Annotated in this window: 16 protein-coding genes and 1 tRNA gene; 9 read left to right on the top strand and 8 right to left on the bottom strand. The window is 72.6% G+C overall.

The annotated features are described in order from the left end of the window. Positions 1 to 37: 37 nt before the first annotated feature. A complete protein-coding gene (locus ABZ914_RS28090; protein WP_190861615.1) occupies positions 38 to 1,426 on the bottom strand; it encodes a cystathionine beta-synthase in 1,389 nt (462 codons plus the stop codon). Positions 1,427 to 1,616: 190 nt separating this feature from the next. Between ABZ914_RS28090 and ABZ914_RS28085 the strand changes: the two genes are divergently transcribed. The 3 genes from ABZ914_RS28085 to ABZ914_RS28075 all read left to right on the top strand — a co-directional run bounded on the left by ABZ914_RS28085 (position 1,617) and on the right by ABZ914_RS28075 (position 4,488). Further along, the gene (locus ABZ914_RS28085) at positions 1,617 to 2,636 is read left to right on the top strand and encodes an SGNH/GDSL hydrolase family protein (RefSeq protein WP_500196841.1); all 1,020 of its coding nucleotides are present in this window, start codon (positions 1,617 to 1,619) and stop codon (positions 2,634 to 2,636) included. A 198-nt stretch (positions 2,637 to 2,834) separates the two neighbouring features. Then, positions 2,835 to 4,055 (top strand): acetyl-CoA C-acetyltransferase, encoded by a 1,221-nt coding sequence (locus ABZ914_RS28080; protein WP_433148225.1) that lies wholly within the window; start codon positions 2,835 to 2,837, stop codon positions 4,053 to 4,055. 205 nt (positions 4,056 to 4,260) lie between these two features. After that, positions 4,261 to 4,488, top strand: a complete 228-nt coding sequence (locus ABZ914_RS28075; protein ID WP_208265009.1) for a DUF4287 domain-containing protein — start codon at positions 4,261 to 4,263, stop codon at positions 4,486 to 4,488. A gap of 193 nt (positions 4,489 to 4,681) precedes the next feature. On the opposite strand, the gene ABZ914_RS28070 is transcribed toward ABZ914_RS28075, so the two are convergent. Both ABZ914_RS28070 and ABZ914_RS28065 read right to left on the bottom strand, forming a co-directional pair. Further along, positions 4,682 to 4,754, bottom strand: a tRNA-Leu gene (locus ABZ914_RS28070). A 109-nt stretch (positions 4,755 to 4,863) separates the two neighbouring features. Further along, complete coding sequence (locus tag ABZ914_RS28065) at positions 4,864 to 6,213, bottom strand: NAD(P)/FAD-dependent oxidoreductase (protein ID WP_500196840.1); 1,350 nt, start codon at positions 6,211 to 6,213, stop codon at positions 4,864 to 4,866. A gap of 265 nt (positions 6,214 to 6,478) precedes the next feature. On the opposite strand from ABZ914_RS28065, the gene ABZ914_RS28060 reads away from it, so the two are divergent. Next, positions 6,479 to 7,120: a DUF4232 domain-containing protein gene (locus ABZ914_RS28060; RefSeq protein ID WP_500196839.1), complete on the top strand. Its 642-nt coding sequence runs from the start codon at positions 6,479 to 6,481 to the stop codon at positions 7,118 to 7,120. Between the two features lie 25 nt (positions 7,121 to 7,145). Here the strand turns inward: ABZ914_RS28060 and ABZ914_RS28055 are convergent, their stop codons facing one another. Further along, a complete protein-coding gene (locus ABZ914_RS28055; protein WP_500196838.1) occupies positions 7,146 to 7,967 on the bottom strand; it encodes a uracil-DNA glycosylase in 822 nt (273 codons plus the stop codon). Between the two features lie 106 nt (positions 7,968 to 8,073). On the opposite strand from ABZ914_RS28055, the gene ABZ914_RS28050 reads away from it, so the two are divergent. Further along, complete coding sequence (locus tag ABZ914_RS28050; RefSeq protein ID WP_500196837.1) at positions 8,074 to 8,832, top strand: DUF2510 domain-containing protein; 759 nt, start codon at positions 8,074 to 8,076, stop codon at positions 8,830 to 8,832. A 36-nt stretch (positions 8,833 to 8,868) separates the two neighbouring features. On the opposite strand, the gene ABZ914_RS28045 is transcribed toward ABZ914_RS28050, so the two are convergent. From ABZ914_RS28045 to eno, 4 genes are all read right to left on the bottom strand, one after another. Next, positions 8,869 to 9,819: a Ppx/GppA phosphatase family protein gene (locus tag ABZ914_RS28045; RefSeq protein WP_500196836.1), complete on the bottom strand. Its 951-nt coding sequence runs from the start codon at positions 9,817 to 9,819 to the stop codon at positions 8,869 to 8,871. Next, on the bottom strand, positions 9,816 to 10,457 hold the full coding sequence (locus ABZ914_RS28040) for a DUF501 domain-containing protein (RefSeq protein WP_500196835.1): 642 nt from the start codon (positions 10,455 to 10,457) through the stop codon (positions 9,816 to 9,818). Before ABZ914_RS28040 ends, ABZ914_RS28045 begins: the two co-directional genes overlap by 4 nt. Positions 10,458 to 10,572: 115 nt before the next feature. Next, complete coding sequence (locus ABZ914_RS28035) at positions 10,573 to 11,010, bottom strand: FtsB family cell division protein (protein WP_347256894.1); 438 nt, start codon at positions 11,008 to 11,010, stop codon at positions 10,573 to 10,575. 7 nt (positions 11,011 to 11,017) lie between these two features. After that, entirely contained in the window at positions 11,018 to 12,304 is a 1,287-nt protein-coding gene (gene eno / locus ABZ914_RS28030; protein ID WP_190861587.1) for a phosphopyruvate hydratase, read from the bottom strand. A gap of 199 nt (positions 12,305 to 12,503) precedes the next feature. On the opposite strand from eno, the gene ABZ914_RS28025 reads away from it, so the two are divergent. The 4 genes from ABZ914_RS28025 to ABZ914_RS28010 all read left to right on the top strand — a co-directional run bounded on the left by ABZ914_RS28025 (position 12,504) and on the right by ABZ914_RS28010 (position 16,829). Then, positions 12,504 to 13,553 carry an ABC transporter substrate-binding protein gene (locus ABZ914_RS28025; RefSeq protein ID WP_500196834.1) on the top strand — a complete coding sequence of 350 codons (1,050 nt, stop codon included), beginning with the start codon at positions 12,504 to 12,506 and terminating at the stop codon, positions 13,551 to 13,553. After that, positions 13,550 to 14,353 (top strand): ABC transporter ATP-binding protein, encoded by an 804-nt coding sequence (locus ABZ914_RS28020; RefSeq protein ID WP_500196833.1) that lies wholly within the window; start codon positions 13,550 to 13,552, stop codon positions 14,351 to 14,353. Before ABZ914_RS28025 ends, ABZ914_RS28020 begins: the two co-directional genes overlap by 4 nt. Next, positions 14,343 to 15,287: an ABC transporter permease gene (locus tag ABZ914_RS28015; RefSeq protein WP_500196832.1), complete on the top strand. Its 945-nt coding sequence runs from the start codon at positions 14,343 to 14,345 to the stop codon at positions 15,285 to 15,287. Before ABZ914_RS28020 ends, ABZ914_RS28015 begins: the two co-directional genes overlap by 11 nt. A 159-nt stretch (positions 15,288 to 15,446) precedes the next feature. Continuing rightward, the gene (locus ABZ914_RS28010) at positions 15,447 to 16,829 is read left to right on the top strand and encodes a sensor histidine kinase (protein ID WP_500196831.1); all 1,383 of its coding nucleotides are present in this window, start codon (positions 15,447 to 15,449) and stop codon (positions 16,827 to 16,829) included. The last annotated feature ends 39 nt before the right edge of the window (positions 16,830 to 16,868 follow it).

The following is a 16,868-nucleotide window of genomic DNA, read 5'->3' as shown; positions in this document are numbered from 1 at the left end:
CGGCCGTCCCCGGGCTCCGGCGCTCGGTTCGCGGACGTCAGTTGTTCGGGTCGGCCAGGTAGGCGAGGAGGTCCTGGCGGGTGATGAGGCCCTTGGGCTTGCCGTCCACGAGGACGACGGCGGCGCCCGACTTCTCCAGGACGCCGACGGCCTTGCTCACCGGCTCGCCGGAGCCGATCGTCGGCAGCGGCGCGGACATGTGCGCCTCCACCGGGTCCAGCAGGCCGGAGCGCTCCTTGACCAGGACGTCGAGCAGCTCGCTCTCCACGACCGAGCCGATCACCTCGGCCGCCATCACCGGCGGCTCCTCCTTCATCACCGGCAGCTGCGACACCTCGTACTCGCGCATGATCGAGATGGCGGTCTGCACGCTCTCGTGCGGGTGGACGTGCACGAACTCCGGCAGCGCCCCGCCCTTGCGGGTCAGCACCTCGTTCACGCGGGCCTCTTCGGTGGAGGACGGTAGGAACCCGTAGTCCTCCATCCAGCTGTCGTTGAAGATCTTGCTGAGGTAGCCGCGGCCGCCGTCGGGGAGCAGCACCACGATGACCGCGTCCGGGCCGGCCTCGGCGGCGACGCGGAGGGCCGCGACGACCGCCATCCCGCAGGAGCCGCCGACGAGGAGGGCCTCCTCGCGGGCCAGCCGGCGGGTCATGAGGAAGGAGTCCTTGTCGGAGACCGCGATGACGTCGTCGCAGATGTCGCGGTCGTAGGTCTCCGGCCAGATGTCCTCGCCGACGCCCTCGGTCAGGTAGGGGCGGCCCGAGCCGCCCGAGTACACCGAGCCCTCCGGGTCGGCGCCGATGATCTTCACGCGCCCGCCGGAGACCTCCTTGAGGTACTTGCCGGTGCCGCTGATGGTGCCGCCGGTGCCGATGCCCGCGACGAAGTGGGTGATGCGGCCCTCGGTCTGCTCCCACAGCTCCGGGCCCGTCGTCTCGTAGTGCGACACCGGGTTCTGCGGGTTGGTGTACTGGTTCGGCTTCCAGGCGCCGGGGATCTCGGCGGCCAGCCGGTCGGAGACCGAGTAGTAGGAGTCGGGGTGCTCCGGCGAGACGGCCGTCGGGCAGACCACGACCTCCGCGCCGTACGCGCGCAGCACGTCCACCTTGTCCTTGGCGACCTTGTCCGGGCAGACGAAGACGCACTTGTAGCCGCGCTCCTGCGCGACGATGGCCAGCCCCACGCCGGTGTTGCCGGACGTCGGCTCGACGATCGTCCCGCCCGGCCGCAGCTCGCCGGACGCCTCCGCGGCGTCGATCATCCGGACCGCGATGCGGTCCTTCACCGAGCCGCCGGGATTGAAGTACTCCACCTTGGCCAGCACCTGCGGGCCGCGCTCGTTCACCGAGCCGCCGGTCACCTTGCGCAGCCGAACGAGAGGGGTGTTGCCCATCAGCTCGACGAGCGAGTCGTGTACGTGCACCGCGACGTCCTTGTCCAGTGTGTGTGTCGGAATTCAACGGGTCGCGCTCCCGTTCCAGCAGCGTGTGACGCAGGGGGAACCGGACGCGCGATCGGGGGGATGCCCCAGCACCGACGGTAGCCGAGATCGGCCCCGCGGGCATCGAACGGTCTCCGCGAGGGTACAACTCGATCACGGAGGGTCATCGGACATGCTGAGAGCGTTCACGGCGCGCCGGATCGCGGCGGCCGCGGCCTACGGGGGCGGGGGCATCACGGCCCTCGGCGGCATCACGTTCGGGCTGCTCGTGGCGGAGGCCAAGCTCGCCCGCAAGATCATTCAGGCGACGCCGAACGGCGATCCGCCGGCGGCGGACGGCCTCTACGGCGAGGCGCTCTCCGGCCGGCCGCTGTCGCTGGTGATGCTGGGCGACTCGACCGCGGCGGGGCTCGGCGTCCACACCGCCGAGGAGACGCCGGGGGCGATGCTGGCCGCGGGGCTGGCGGCGATCGCGGAGCGGCCCGTCCGGATGACGAACGTGGCGCGCTCGGGCGCCCGGTCCGCCGAGCTGGAGGGCCAGACCGAGCGGGCGCTGGAGGCCCGCCCGGATCTCGCCATCATCATGGTCGGCACGAACGACGTGACGGGCCGGGTGCCGGCCGGCACGTCCGTGCGGCACCTGTCGGACGCGGTGGTGCGGTTGCGCGCGGCGGGCTGCCAGGTGGTCGTCGGCACGTGCCCCGACCTCGGCACGATCAAGCCGCTGATGCAGCCGCTGAAGTGGATCGCGCGGCGGGCGAGCCGGCAGCTGGCCGCGGCGCAGACGATCGCGGCGGTGGAGCAGGGCGCGCGGTCGGTGTCGCTCGGCGACCTGCTGGGCCGCGAGTTCGCCGCGGACCCGATCTCGATGTTCAGCGAGGACCGCTACCACCCGTCCGCGCGGGGCTATGCCGCCGCCGCGGCGGCGGTGCTGCCGTCGATGGCGCACGCGCTCGGCCTGGAGCCCGATCTCGGCGCGCTGCCGGATCCGCGGCTCGGCGAGGACGTGCTGCCGGTGTACCTGGCGGCGGCCGAGGCGGCGGAGATCTCCGGCACGGAGGTGTCGGGCGCCTCCGTCGCGGGGCGCGACCGGGGTCCCCGGGGGCGGTGGGCGCGGCTGCTGCGCCGCCGCTCCGCGCCGGCCGCCGACACCACGCCGCCGTCCCCGGCCGTCGCTCCGGACATCGCCTGACGCGGCCGGTCCGGCCGGGATCGTTCGTCCAGGTGAGTAAGCGGGCACTTATTAGACTCACTGTCAACACAGCCGGAGGGGCCGGGTTGCGCGCGGGTGCGGCGCGGGAGCTAGATTGCTGGTGACCGGCGAGTAACACCGTCCGCCGCGACGGTCGCGCCGGGCCCGGAGACGGCCGCTGAGACAGGAGACCCGCACATGCCCGAGGCAGTCATCGTCGCCACCGCGCGCTCGCCCATCGGACGCGCCTTCAAGGGGTCGCTGAAGGACATCCGGCCCGACGACCTCACCGCCCAGATGATCACCGCCGCGATGGCGAAGGTCCCCCAGCTGGACCCGTCGCAGATCGACGACCTGCTGCTCGGCTGCGGGCTGCCCGGCGGCGAGCAGGGCTACAACATGGCCCGCGTGGTGTCGGTCCTGCTCGGCTGGGACAACGTGCCCGGCGCGACCATCACCCGCTACTGCTCGTCCTCGCTCCAGACGACCCGGATGGCGCTGCACGCGATCAAGGCCGGCGAGGCGGACGTCATCGTGTCGGCCGGCGTCGAGACCGTCAGCCGGTTCGCCAAGGGCAGCAGCGACGGGCTGCCCGACACCCAGAACCCGGTCTTCGCCGACGCGCAGGCCCGCACCGCCAAGACCGCCGAGGGCGGCGCGCCGGTGTGGCACGACCCGCGCCAGGACGACCAGGTCCCCGACATCTACATCGCGATGGGGCAGACCGCCGAGAACGTCGCCGGGATGCGCGGCGTCAGCCGGCAGGCGCAGGACGAGTTCGGCGTCCGCTCGCAGAACCTGGCGGAGAAGGCCCTCGCCAACGGGTTCTGGGAGAAGGACATCACCCCCGTCACGCTGCCCGACGGCACCGTGGTGGCCAAGGACGACGGCCCCCGGCCCGGCACCACCTACGAGAAGGTGTCGCAGCTCCAGCCGGTGTTCCGCCCGGACGGGACCGTCACCGCGGGCAACTGCTGCCCGCTGAACGACGGCGCCGCCGCGGTCGTCATCATGAGCGACACCAAGGCCGCCGAGCTCGGCCTCACGCCGCTGGCCCGGATCGTCTCGACCGGCGTCACCGGCCTGTCCCCCGAGATCATGGGCCTCGGCCCGGTGGAGGCGTCCCGCAAGGCGCTCGCCAAGGCCGGCATGACCATCGGCGACATCGACCTCGTCGAGATCAACGAGGCGTTCGCCGCGCAGGTGCTGCCGTCCGCCGAGGACCTCGGCATCGACCTCGACAAGCTGAACGTCAACGGCGGCGCGATCGCGGTCGGCCACCCGTTCGGCATGACCGGCGCCCGGATCACCTCCACGCTGGTGAACAGCCTGAAGTTCCACGACAAGCAGTTCGGGCTGGAGACCATGTGCGTGGGCGGCGGCCAGGGCATGGCGATGGTCCTGGAGCGGCTCTCCTGACGAGCGGTCCCGAGCGGCCCGAGCGGCCCGCGGTGGCCCGTCCCGAGCGCTCGCGCGCCGGGTGCGGGCCACCTGCGCTTTCCGGAGAATATCCCCGTTACGAATGATCTACGTAACGTAATAGATAGGTCCCCGTTAGGGGGTTGTCACATACGGGCCGGTGTTGCAGAGTGCCAGGAAGAGCCCCGCGACCTGGAGGTGCCAATTGTCACTGAACCACTCGCCGGAGACGCACAGCAAGCTGATCGCCCGCATCCCGTTGGTCACCGGACGTGACCTTCCCGAGTGGTTCTCGACGATCGAGAACGGTCCCTCGTTCACCCGCTGCGAGGAACGGAGCACCTGGCTGGCCGAGGAGCACAACCTCTCCCACGGCTACGCCTCCGCCCTCGTCCGCGAGCACGAGCGGGCGCGCCGCGAGCGCCACTACTGAGCGCCTCGCGAGCCGCCGACAACCGCATACCGGCTGAAAACGCCGTACGGACCTGGTGGGATCCCGCCAGCGGACGCCCCCGCCGTCGTGCCGCTGCGCCCGAGCAGACGCCACGACCCTGGCGCAGAGATCCCACGCGCGATCAGCCCCTCGCCGACCGCGGTCGGCGAGGGGCTGATCGGTGCGCGCAGGGTGCCCCTGGTCGGACTCGAACCGACACAATGGCTCTTTTAGGGAGCCCGCCTCTGCCATTGGGCTACAGGGGCGGCGTCATCATATCCGGACGGTGACGCCGGAGACGGCCAGGTCAGCGCACCCGGGGCGGCGCGCCGCCGACCGGCCGCCCCGGGGCCGGACCGCGGTGGACGCACCCCCTCACGCGCCCTCGGTGCTGCGGCCCGCCGCCAGCTCGAACTCCTGGCGGGGCGACTCCAGCTCGCCCAGCGAGACGATCTCGCGCCGGAAGAACAGCGCCAGCGTCCAGTCCGCGGTGATGCGGAACTTCCGGTTGACGGTCGGCATCCGCGACAGGTGATAGGTGCGGTGCATGACCCACGCGGGCAGCCCGCGCAGCTTGACCCCGTAGACGTTCGCGACGCCCTTGTGCAGGCCCAGGCTCGCGACGGACCCGACGTACTTGTGCTCGTAGGTCTTGCGGGGCTTGCCGCGCAGGTCCGCCACGATGTTGTCGCCCAGCCGCTTCGCCTGCCGGACCGCGTGCTGCGCGTTCGGCGCGGTGAACTCGGCGAAGCCGGACCGGTCGGGCACGGCCGCGTTGTCCCCCGCCGCGTAGACGCCCTCCAGGCCCTCGACGGTGAGCTGGTCGGTCGTCTTGATCCGGCTCTTGTCGTCCAGCGGCAGGTCGCTGTCCTTGACGACGGGGTGCGGCTTCACCCCGGCGGTCCAGACGAGGGTGCCGGCGTCGAACTCGTCGCCGTCGCTCAGCACGATGTGCCGCTTCTCGGCGGACTTCAGCATCGTCTGGAGCTTCACCTCGATGCCGCGGCGGCGCAGCGCCTCCGCCGTCCACCGGCCCATCTCGGGGCCGACCTCGGGCAGGATCCGGTCCGTCGCCTCGACCATCATCCAGCGCATGTCGGACGGGTCGATGTTCGGATAGAACTTGCAGGCGTCGCGGGCCAGGTCCTCCAGCTCGGCGAGCGCCTCGATCCCGGCGAACCCGGCGCCGACGAACACGAACGTCAGCGCCCGCCTGCGGACCTCCTCGTCGTCGGGGTTGGAGGCCGCGATGTCGAGCTGGTGCAGCACGTGGTTGCGCAGGAAGATGGCCTCCTCGACCGTCTTGAAGCCGATCCCGCACTCGGCGAGGCCGGGAATGGGCAGCGTGCGGGAGATCGAGCCGAGCGCCACCACGAGCAGGTCGTAGCCGATCGTCCGCTCCGGCACCCCCGCGCTCCGCGCGCCCGCCGGCCGGACGGTCAGGCTGCGCGAGGCGTGCTCGATCCGCGTGACGTACCCGTTGACGATCCGGCAGCGCGGCAGGACGCGGCGCAGCGGCGCGACGACGTGCCGCGGTTCCAGGTTCCCGGCCGCAGCCTCCGGAAGGAACGGCTGGTAGGTCATGTAGGACTGGGGGTCGATGACGGTGACGGCGATCTCGCCGCGCCGCAGCTCGCCGCGCAGCCGCTTCTGCAGCCGCAGGGCCGTGTACATGCCGACGTAGCCGCCGCCGACGATCACGATGTGCTTGCGCTCGGAAGGCATAACGGGACCGATACCCGCATCCGCCACCGGATCACGCCAAACGCGTCACAGCGGAAAGATCGTCTGAAGGCGCGAACTTCCCCGGGCACCCCGGCATCTCACCGTATGTACCAGCCAGAGAGAGGACGGAACGGGGACAGGGCCGCACGGGGGCGCCAAGCGCCGCGGACGGCGACCGGAACAGGGGCCGGTCGGCGCGGCTTCAGCGGCCGCTTGGCCAAGGCCCTGCCCCACCGTCGACGACTCGTATTAGGGGTGTGCGAACATGCAACGAATCATCTGGGGAACCGTGGCCGCAGCGGCGCTGACCGCAGCCCTCACCGGATGCGACGCCAGCTTCACCGCCAGCCCCTCGTCCAACGAAGGCAGCCCGCCCGCCAGTACGTCCACGCAGAACGGCTCCCCACACCATAGCGGAACCAACGGCGGAAGCGGTACCTCCACCACGACCGGAACCGGCACCGGCTCCCGCCCCAACGGCACCGGGGTCCGGCACTGCACGACGTCCGACCTCCACGCGTCCGCGTACTCCAATGGGGACCCGGGGGCCGGGCAGCGGTACGGCACCCTCCAGCTGACGAACAACTCCGGGACGTCCTGCACGACCGGCGGCTGGTCCGGGCTCGGCCTCGTCAACGCCGCCGGCGCGCTCCCGACGAAGGTCGTCCGCGAGGGCACCGCCCGCACGATCACGATCCCCGCCGGCGCGTCCGCCTACGAGCAGCTGCACTGGGGCGTCGTCCCGGGCGAGGGCGAGAGCGAGACCGGCCAGTGCGAGCCCACGGCGAGGGCGCTGCACGTCATCCCGCCGAACCAGACGACCTTCATCAGCACCAGCTGGATCGGCGGCCCGGTCTGCCAGCAGGGCCAGATCCGGCTGACGCCGATCCAGCTCGGCAAGATGTGACCCGCCTCCGCGCGGACGCGGCGCGCTACGCGTAGTCGCGAGCGCGGACGAAGACGGCGTCGAGCATGCCCTCGGTGACCCGTCCGGTGAAGGTGTTCTGCTGGCTCGGGTGGTAACACCCCAGCAGCAGCACCGGATCGCGGCGGGCCGCCGAGGGCGGCGGCGCCAGCTCGACCTCCGCGGCGTGCCCGAACTTCGGGCGCGGCCGCGGCACCTCGTATCCGGCCTGCTTCAGCGCGGGCCACACGCCCTGCCACGCGAACCCGCCGAGGCACACGATGCACCGGACGCTCCCCGCGACGTCCTCGACCTCGCGCGCCAGCCACGGCAGGCACGTCGTGCGCTCCAGCGGCGTCGGCTTGTTGTCGGGCGGCGCGCACCGCACGGTCGCGGCCATCCGCGCGCCGATCAGCCGCTGCCCGTCGCCCGCGTGCACGCTCGTGGCCTGCGACGCGAGCCCCACCCGGTGCAGCGACGCGAACAGCCAGTCGCCCGACCGGTCGCCGGTGAAGATCCGGCCGGTGCGGTTGCCGCCGTGCGCCGCGGGCGCCAGCCCCACGATCAGGATGCGCGGCTCCGGGTCGCCCCAGCCGGGGATCGGCCGCCCCCAGTACTCCTCGCCGGCGAACGCGCGCCGCCGCTCCACCGCGACCTTCTCCCGCCACTCCACCAGCCGGTCGCACGCCCGGCACACCGACTGCCGCGCGCACAGCTCCGCCAGGTCCGGCGCCCCGGCGGCGAGCTCGATCACGTCGCCCGCGCCGTGCGCGACGGGGGTGTCCGGGGCGGCGGGATCATCGGGCCATCCCGTCCCAGGTGGCACATGGGGAGCGCGCGCGTCGGTCATGCCCTCGATCCTCGCACGCCCCGGCGACGGCCCTCGGTACGATGCGGTTCCGCCGGTCGGGGACGCGGGGTGTCCGGCGTGCGCCATTGCCGAGCGGAGGCATGCCTTGTCGCAACCGGGCTGGTATCCCGACCCCTACGGAACCGGCAGCCTGCGCTGGTGGGACGGCCGGACCTGGACCGACCGCCTCAACCCCGAACCCGACCGCCCGCCGCGCGCCCGCACGCCGGAGCAGGAGCGGCCCGCCCCGGGAGGGCGGCCGTCCGAGCCGTACCCCGGCCACGCCCGGCAGCCCTCCTGGGGCGGGCCGCCCGTCGGCCAGGGCGTCGCCGCGACCGTGCACGGGCAGCGCCTGCACGCCGACGAGCAGGGCGTCGCGTACGGGCAGGCGGCGCTGGCGTGGCCGCACGTCGAATGGGTCGCCTACTGGGCCGCGCAGATCCCGGCCGGATTCGGCCAGGCCCCCGGCACCCGGTGGATCTTCCAGGCCGGCCGGCACCCGTTCCACGGCGGCCTGCGCGTCGAGGTCGTCATCGAGGCGGGCGGGACGATCGAGCCCGAGACGGTCTGGGGGCGGCTGATCCAGCTGTGCCAGGCGTGCGCGGAACCGCGGATGGTCGCCGAGCTGGCCGGGCGCGTCCGCGCGGGCGAGTCGGTGGACGTCGCGCAGGGCCTCACCGTCCACCCGGGCGGCGTGCGCGGCGACCGGGTGTCGCTGAGCTGGTCGTCGATCTCCGGCGCCGTCGTCGACGGCGGCCGGGTCTGGATCCGGCAGGCCGCGAGCCCGGCGCCGGTCCTGTACGTCCCGCAGCAGAACCCGAACGCGGTGCTGATCCCCGCGCTGCTGTCGTCCCTCAAGGGCTGACCGGGCGCCGGGGGCCCGCCGGGCGCGGGCCGGAGGTCAGACCAGCGACCAGGCGATCCCGTCGAGGATGTCGCGCTCGCTGACCACGACCGCGCCGAACCCGTACTCGCGCATGATCCGGTCCAGGATCAGCGAGCCCGCGCCGATCACGTCCACCCGGCCCGGGTGCATGACGCCGATCTCCGCGCGCTCGGCCCGCGTCGCGTGCAGCAGCCGCCGCGTCACCTCGTGCACCTGCGCCGCGGTGACCCGGGACAGGTGGATCCGGGACGAGTCGTACTCCGGCAGGTCCATCGCGATGCCGGAGACCGTCGTGACGGACCCGGCGAGGCCGACCAGCGTGCGCGCCTCGTCGACCGGCACCGTGCGGCGCACCTCGGCGAGGGCCGCGTCGATGTCGGCGACCGTGTTGGAGATCTGCTCCGGGGACGGGGGGTCGCCGTCGCGCAGGTGCCGCTCGGTCATCCGGACGCAGCCGATGTCGACCGACCGGGCCGCCTCCACCGACGAGGTGCCGAGCACGAACTCGGTGGACCCGCCGCCGATGTCGACGACCAGGTAGGGGCGGGCCGGGCGCAGCTCGGCCAGCTCCCGGGTGGCGCCGGTGAACGACAGCTCCGCCTCCTCGTCCCCGCTGATCACCTCGGGGACGACGCCGAAGATGTCGACGACGCCGCTGACGAAGTCGGCCCGGTTCTCGGCGTCGCGGGTGGCGCTGGTCGCGACCACCCGGGTCTTGATCGGGCCCTCCCCCGTCTCCGACCCGTGCCGCTCGATCAGCTCGGCGTACCCGCGCATCGCGGTGAACGTCCGGTCCAGCGCGGCGGTCGACAGCCGGCCGGTCTCGTCGACGCCCTCGCCCAGCCGGACGATCTCCATGCGGCGCTCGACGTCGGTGAGCGAGCCGCCGTCGGGGCCGGGGGCGATGTCGGCGATCAGCAGGCGGACCGAGTTGGTCCCGCAGTCGATGGCGGCGACGCGCGTCACTTGGTCTCCTCGGCGTCGGGGGCGTCCTGGGCGGCGGGGTCCCGGTCGGCGGGGGCCCGGGCGGCCGCCGGGTCTGCGGGGTCGGCCGGGTCGGCGGGGTCGGCGGGGTCGACGCACACGCACGGGCCGGAGCGCCACCACTCGGGCAGCGCCGCCAGCGCCTCGCGGCCGAACGGGTTGCCGCCCGGCACGGCCAGCTCGTGCGCGACCAGGGCGTGCAGGCACTTCACCCGCTCCGGCATCCCGCCCGCGCTCTGCATGCCCGCCGGCAGCGGCTCGATCCCGTCCTCGCGGGCGGCCTCGTCGCGGCGGCGCAGGTAGTCCTCGTGGGCGGCGGTGTACGCGGCCTTCAGCGCCGGGTCGTCGGCGAGGCGCGCCTGCATCTCCCGCATGGCGCCGCTCCCCTCCAGCGTGCCGATCGCCGACGCCGCCTTCGGGCAGGTCAGGTAGAACAGCGTCGGGAACGGGGTGCCGTCGGGGAGCCGCGGCGCCGTCTCCAGCACCGCCGGCAGCCCGCACGGGCAGCGGTAGGCGACCCCGCGGATGCCGCGCGGCTCCCGTCCGAGCTGCGCCGCCACCGCCGCGACGTCCCGCTCGGACGCCGGTCCGGATGCCCCTGTGCAACGTTCGTCGATCATTCGTCCCCACCCGCGGATCCCGCGATCCGTCTCGGCCTGCCGCACCTCCGGTCCGCCCGCGCCCGGCCCCACCCGCCGGTCGCGGCCGCCCGTCCCGCCCGGCCGCGGAACGGGATCAGCGCGGCCTGTCGGCGGTCTCCACCGACCGCCACAACGTCTCGTACCACGGCGGCCGGCTCGCCGGACCGTCGTTGCGGGCCTTGCGCCCGTCGTCCCCGCCGCCGTCCAGCACGATGTAACACGTCACGTCCGGGCGGCAGTAGTGCAGCCTTCGTGTCGCCTCACGCTCAATGTACGACTTGTCCCCTAGTTGCCGCTTGCGTTGGGCGAGTTCGTCCACCCTCTTGCGCGCCGCGGACTGCTTGCGCTGGAGATCGGAGATCTCCTTGCGCTGCGCGATGTACTCGCGCACAGGGTAGGCGAGGCTCAGCGCGATCGCGCACATCACCACCGCGAGGATCGCGGCGCGGCTGGTCAGCGCGGGGCTGGCACGGCGCTCGCCGGCCCCCGGGGAGTCGTCTCCCCGGGGGTCGTCCCGCTCGTCCCGGGACACGGGCCCGTCAGGCGCCCTGCGCGTCGAAGCGCGGGAACGCGGCGGCGCCGGCGTAGCGGGCCGCGTCGTCCAGCAGCTCCTCGATGCGCAGCAGCTGGTTGTACTTGGCGACGCGGTCGCTGCGGGCCGGGGCGCCGGTCTTGATCTGGCCGCAGTTGGTCGCGACGGCGAGGTCGGCGATCGTGGTGTCCTCGGTCTCGCCGGACCGGTGGCTCATCATGCAGCGGTAGCCGCTGCTCTGCGCGAGCGACACCGCGTCGAGCGTCTCGCTGAGCGTGCCGATCTGGTTGACCTTCACCAGCAGCGCGTTCGCGGCGCCCGCCTCGATGCCGCGGCCGAGCCGCTCGGGGTTGGTGACGAACAGGTCGTCGCCGACGATCTGCACGCGGTCGCCGACGGCGGCGGTGAGGCCCTCCCAGCCCGTCCAGTCCTCCTCGTCGAGGGGGTCCTCGATGGAGACGAGCGGGTAGTTGCCGAGCAGCTCGCCGTAGTAGGCGGCCATGTCGTCGGACGAGCGCTTGGTGCCCTCGAAGGCGTACTGGCCGTCGGCGTGGAACTCGCTGGCGGCGACGTCCAGGGCGAGCGCGATGTCGCGGCCGGGGGTGAAGCCGGCCTTGCCGATCGCCTCGACGATCAGGTCGAGCGCGTCGCGGTTGCTCGGCAGGTCCGGCGCGAAGCCGCCCTCGTCGCCGAGCCCGGTGCTCAGCCCGCGGGACTTCAGCACCGACTTCAGCGCGTGGTAGGTCTCGGCGCCCCAGCGCAGCGCCTCGGCGAAGGTCGCGGCGCCGATCGGCGCGATCATGAACTCCTGGACGTCGACGTTGCTGTCCGCGTGCGCGCCGCCGTTCAGGATGTTCATCATCGGGACGGGCAGCAGGTGCGCGTTCGGGCCGCCGACGTAGCGGAACAGCGGCAGCCCGGCGGAGTCGGCGGCGGCCTTGGCGACGGCGAGGCTGACGCCGAGGATCGCGTTGGCGCCGAGCTCGGACTTGGCCGGCGTGCCGTCCAGGTCGTTCAGCAGCTGGTCGATCAGCCGCTGGTCGGAGGCGGGGTAGCCGACGAGCTTCTCGTCGATGGTCTCGTTGACCGCCTTGACGGCCTTGCGGACGCCCTTGCCGCCGTACCGCTCGTCCTTGTCGCGCAGCTCGACGGCCTCGAACTGCCCGGTGGAGGCGCCGCTCGGGACGGCGGCGCGGGCCTCGGTGCCGTCGGCGAGCAGCACCTCGACCTCGACGGTCGGATTGCCGCGGGAGTCGAGGATCTCCCGGGCGAGTACGGCCTCGATGGACGACACGGGCAACCCCCTGGTGGTACGGGACAGATCGGTGCGGTCACCGAGCCTATCCCGGGCACCCCCTGTACCGCCCAACTGGCTCGCCGTTCGGCGGCGCCGGTCGTTACACGACCGTGCCGCGCAAGCGACTTGACGAAATCATTGCCTACCTTATCTACTAAGCACGTCAAACACACTGTGTAAGTAGGGATTACTGACAATGCATCGCAGACTCCGATGGCGCGCGGCCGCCGCGGCACTGATCGTCCTGGCCGGCGCGGGGACGCTCAGCGCCTGTGGCGACGACGGCGGCGATGGGAAGTCCGGTGCGGACACCCAGCTCAGGCTGGGGTACTTCCCGAACATCACGCATGCCACCGCGCTCGTCGGCGTCGAGAAGGGCATCTTCGCCAAGCACCTCGGCAAGGCGCCGAAGACCGCCACCTTCAACGCCGGTCCCGCGGCCGTCGAGGCGCTGTTCTCCGGCGCGATCGACGCGACCTTCGTCGGCCCGAACCCGTCCATCAACGCCTGGGCGCAGTCCCACGGCAAGGCGGTGCACATCATCTCCGGCGCGGCGTCCGGCGGCGTCGCCCTGATCGTCAAGCCCGGGATCAAGAGCGCCCAGGACCTCAAGGGCAAGAAGATCGCCACGCCGCAGCTCGGCAACACCCAGGACGTCGCCGTCCGGTACTGGCTCAAGCAGCAGGGGCTCACCGCGAACAAGGACGGCAGCGGCGACGTCAAGATCATCCCGCAGGACAACTCGCAGACGCTGCAGACCTTCCAGCAGGGCACCATCGACGGCGCCTGGGTCCCCGAGCCCTACGCCTCCCGGCTGGTCCTGGAGGACAAGGGCGTCAAGCTGCTGGACGAGTCGTCGCTGTGGCCCGGCGGCAAGTTCGTCATCACCAACCTCATCGTCAGCCAGGAGTTCGAGAAGAAGCACCCGGACGAGGTGAAGAAGCTCCTGGAGGGCGTCGTCGAGGCCACCGACTACATCAACCAGAACAAGGCCGACGCCGAGAAGGTCACCAACGACGCCCTCACCAAGCTGAGCGGCAAGCCCCTCAAGCCGAACGTCCTGGACTCGGCGTTCAAGTCGATCACCTTCACCGTCGACCCGGTCGCCTCGTCGCTGACCGCGGGCGCGCAGCACGCCGAGCAGATCGGGCTGCTGCAGAAGACCGACCTGAACGGGATCTACGAGCTCGGCCCCCTCAACGACGTGCTCAAGGCGAGCGGGAAGGCACAGGTCAGCGACAAATGACACAGGCCGTCACGGCCGCCCCGAGCCGGACCGCTGCCGCGGTCCGGCTTCGTGGCGTCTCCAAGGCGTTCGGGTCCGGGACCTCGTCCCTGCTCGCGCTCGACCAGGTGTCGCTGGACGCGGCGCCCGGCGAGTTCGTCTGCCTGCTCGGCGCGTCCGGCTGCGGCAAGAGCACGCTGCTGAACCTGGTCGCCGGGCTCGACCAGGTCAGCGCCGGGACCATCGACACCGAGGGCGCGCGGGTCGCGCTGATGTTCCAGGAGCCGGCGCTGTTCCCGTGGCTGAACGTCACGGCGAACATCGAGCTGGCGCTGAAGATGCGCGGCGTCCCCCGGCAGGACCGGCGCGAACGCGCCGCAGAGCTGCTCGACTCGGTCCACCTGGGCGGATTCGCGAAGAAGCGGCCGCACCAGCTGTCCGGCGGCATGCGCCAGCGCGTCGCGCTCGCCCGCGCCCTCGCGCTGACCGTCGACGACTCCGACTCCGGCCAGGGCACCGTGCTGCTGATGGACGAGCCGTTCGGCGCCCTCGACGCGATGACCCGCGACCTGCTGCACGACGAGATCGAGCGGATCTGGCGCGAGCGCGGCCTCACCGTCCTGTTCGTCACGCACAACGTCCGCGAGGCGGTGCGGCTCGGCGACCGGGTGGTGCTGCTCAGCAGCCGGCCCGGCCGGGTCGTGCAGGAGTTCCCCGTCCCCTTCGAGCGGCCCCGGCGGATCGACTCCACCGAGGTCGCCGAGCTCGCCGCGACCATCACCGACCGGCTGCGAGAGGAGGTCGGCCGCCATGGCGCATGACACCACGAGCCGGCACGACGCCCCCGCCGTCCCCGAGACCGACACGATCCCCGAGGACACGGCGCCCAAGGACACGGCCGGTGCGGGGAACGGCCGGGTGAACCGGGAGCTGGCCGGGCTGGACGCCCTCGAACTCGGCGGCGCCACCCGCGCCCGGAGCCTGCAGCGCGCCTGGTCGGCGGTCTGGCCGATCATCACGGCCGTCCTGATCGGGCTGTTCGTCTGGCAGGCCGTGGTGTGGAGCGGATGGAAGCCCTCCTACGTCCTGCCCGGGCCCAAGGACACCCTCCCGGTGCTCTGGGACCACCTCACGACCTCCTCCTTCTGGAGCGCCGTCGGCCTCACCATGCAGCGGGCGCTGATCGGCTACGCCGTCTCGATCGCCTTCGGCGTCGTGATCGGCGCGCTGGTGTCGCAGTTCCGGGTGCTGCGCCGCGCGTTCGGCTCGCTGATCACCGGGCTCCAGACGATGCCGTCGATCGCCTGGTTCCCGCTCGCGATCATGCTGTTCAAGCTGAGCGAGAGCGCGATCCTGTTCGTGGTCGTACTGGGCGCGGCGCCGTCCATCGCCAACGGGCTCATCGCGGGCGTCGACTACACCCCGCCGATCCTGCTGCGCGCCGGGAAGGTGATGGGGCTGCGCGGGCTGAACCTGTACCGGCACCTGATCATGCCCGCGTCGCTGCCGTCGTTCGTCGCCGGGCTGAAGCAGGGCTGGGCGTTCGCGTGGCGCAGCCTGATGGCCGGCGAGCTGCTGGTGATCATCGGCAGCACCACCTCGCTGGGCGTGCTGCTGTCGCAGGCCCGCGAGTTCAACGACGCGCCCGGGATGATCTCCTACATGATCGTGATCCTGGTCATCGGGATCGTGATCGACCAGCTGTTCGGCGTGGTGGACCGGGCGATCCGCGAACGCTGGGGCCTGGGCGACTGACGCCGCGCGGGGCGGACCGATCTTTTACCCGCCCCCCACGGTCGCGTTTGCCCTGCTCAGGCAAGAAACACCGGGTATCGGCAACATACCCGGGAGGTCGTCATCGGTGTCCGGCCCCGCCGTGCCGCAGCGGTCCTGACCCGCTGGGCGTGGGGGGTCGTGCTGCACGGCTCGCGGGTCCGGTTCCGGGTGACGGTCACGGCGGCCCTCGCCGCGCTTTTGCTGTCCACCGTCCTCTACGTGGTCTTCATCGTGCTGATCAGGCAGGACGCGAAGAACAGCGTCAACGACGAGCTGTCGCGCGAGGGCCGGCGCATCTCGACCGTGATCCACGCCGGCGTGCTGCCCGTCCCGCACATCTACACCGTCGACGACACGCTCGCGCAGGTCGTCGACGCCCGGCACCGCGTCATCGCCGCCAGCAGCGGAATGCAGGGCCGGCCGCCACTGGCGTTCCCGCGGCCCCCGCCGGGCAACGACCGGCGCGACGGCCGCAGCTGCGCCGTCGACGCGCCCGGCGGCCCCTGCTTCCAGATCGTCGAGTTCCGGGTGGGCCTGCCGGGCCCCAGCGAGGAGTTCGTGTACACCCTGGCGCCCGAGCCCGGCCTGTTCCCGCGGCCGCTGCTCTCGGCGCTGCTCGCGCTCGGCATCCCCGCCACCGCCGGCCTCGCCGGGTACGGGACGTGGCTGTCGGCGAGCCAGGCGCTGCGCTCGGTCGAGGCGATCCGCCAGGAGCTGGACGAGATCACCGCCACCGACATCCAGCGCCGCGTCCCCGTCCCGGAGCGGCGCGACGAGATCGCGGTGCTCGCCGACAGCATCAACGCCACCCTGGACCGGCTGGAGGAGGCGGTGGCACGGCAGCGCGCGTTCGTCGTCGACGTCTCCCACGAGCTGCGCAGCCCCCTCGCCGGGCTCCGGATGGAGCTGGAGCTGGCGCTCGCCGACCCCGAGGCCACCGACCTGCCCAGCACGCTGCGCGCCCTGCTCAACAACACCGACCGGGTCGGCGCGGTCGTGGACGACCTGCTCGCGCTGGCCCGGCTGGAGGCCGACCGCAACTTCCCCCGCGAGACCGTGGACCTGACGGAACTGGCCGACCAGGAGGTGCTGCGCCGCCCCCGCCGCGCCCGCGTCACCGTCCTGTCGGAAGGCCCCGTGACGGTGAGCGCCGGGCGCAGCGAGCTGGCCCGGCTGCTCACCAACCTGATCGACAACGCCGACCGGCACGCCCGGACCGCGGTCACCGTGATCGTCGGCACCGAGGAGCCGGCGACCGCCGTCGTCGAGATCATCGACGACGGACCCGGCATCCGCCCCGAGGACCGCGAGCGCGTCTTCGAGCGGTTCACCCGGCTCAACGAGGGCGGGCACCGCGACGCCGGCGGCACCGGCCTCGGCCTCGCCATCTCCCGCGACATCGCCGCCGCCCACGGCGGCTCCCTCGTCCTCGCCGACCGCCAGACCGACGAGGAGGGCGCCCGCTTCGTGCTGCGTCTTCCCAGGGGGCCGACCCCCTGGAACCCCCGTCACGACGGGTAAGGCGTTTCCCGCTCCGCTAGCGCTCCGCGCGAAACGCCT

It is taken from the genome of Spirillospora sp. NPDC046719 (assembly GCF_040645715.1).
Classification (GTDB): Bacteria; Actinomycetota; Actinomycetes; order Streptosporangiales; family Streptosporangiaceae; genus Spirillospora.
Note: the sequence above shows the minus strand (reverse complement) of the source record. Positions and strands in the feature narration are given on the sequence as shown.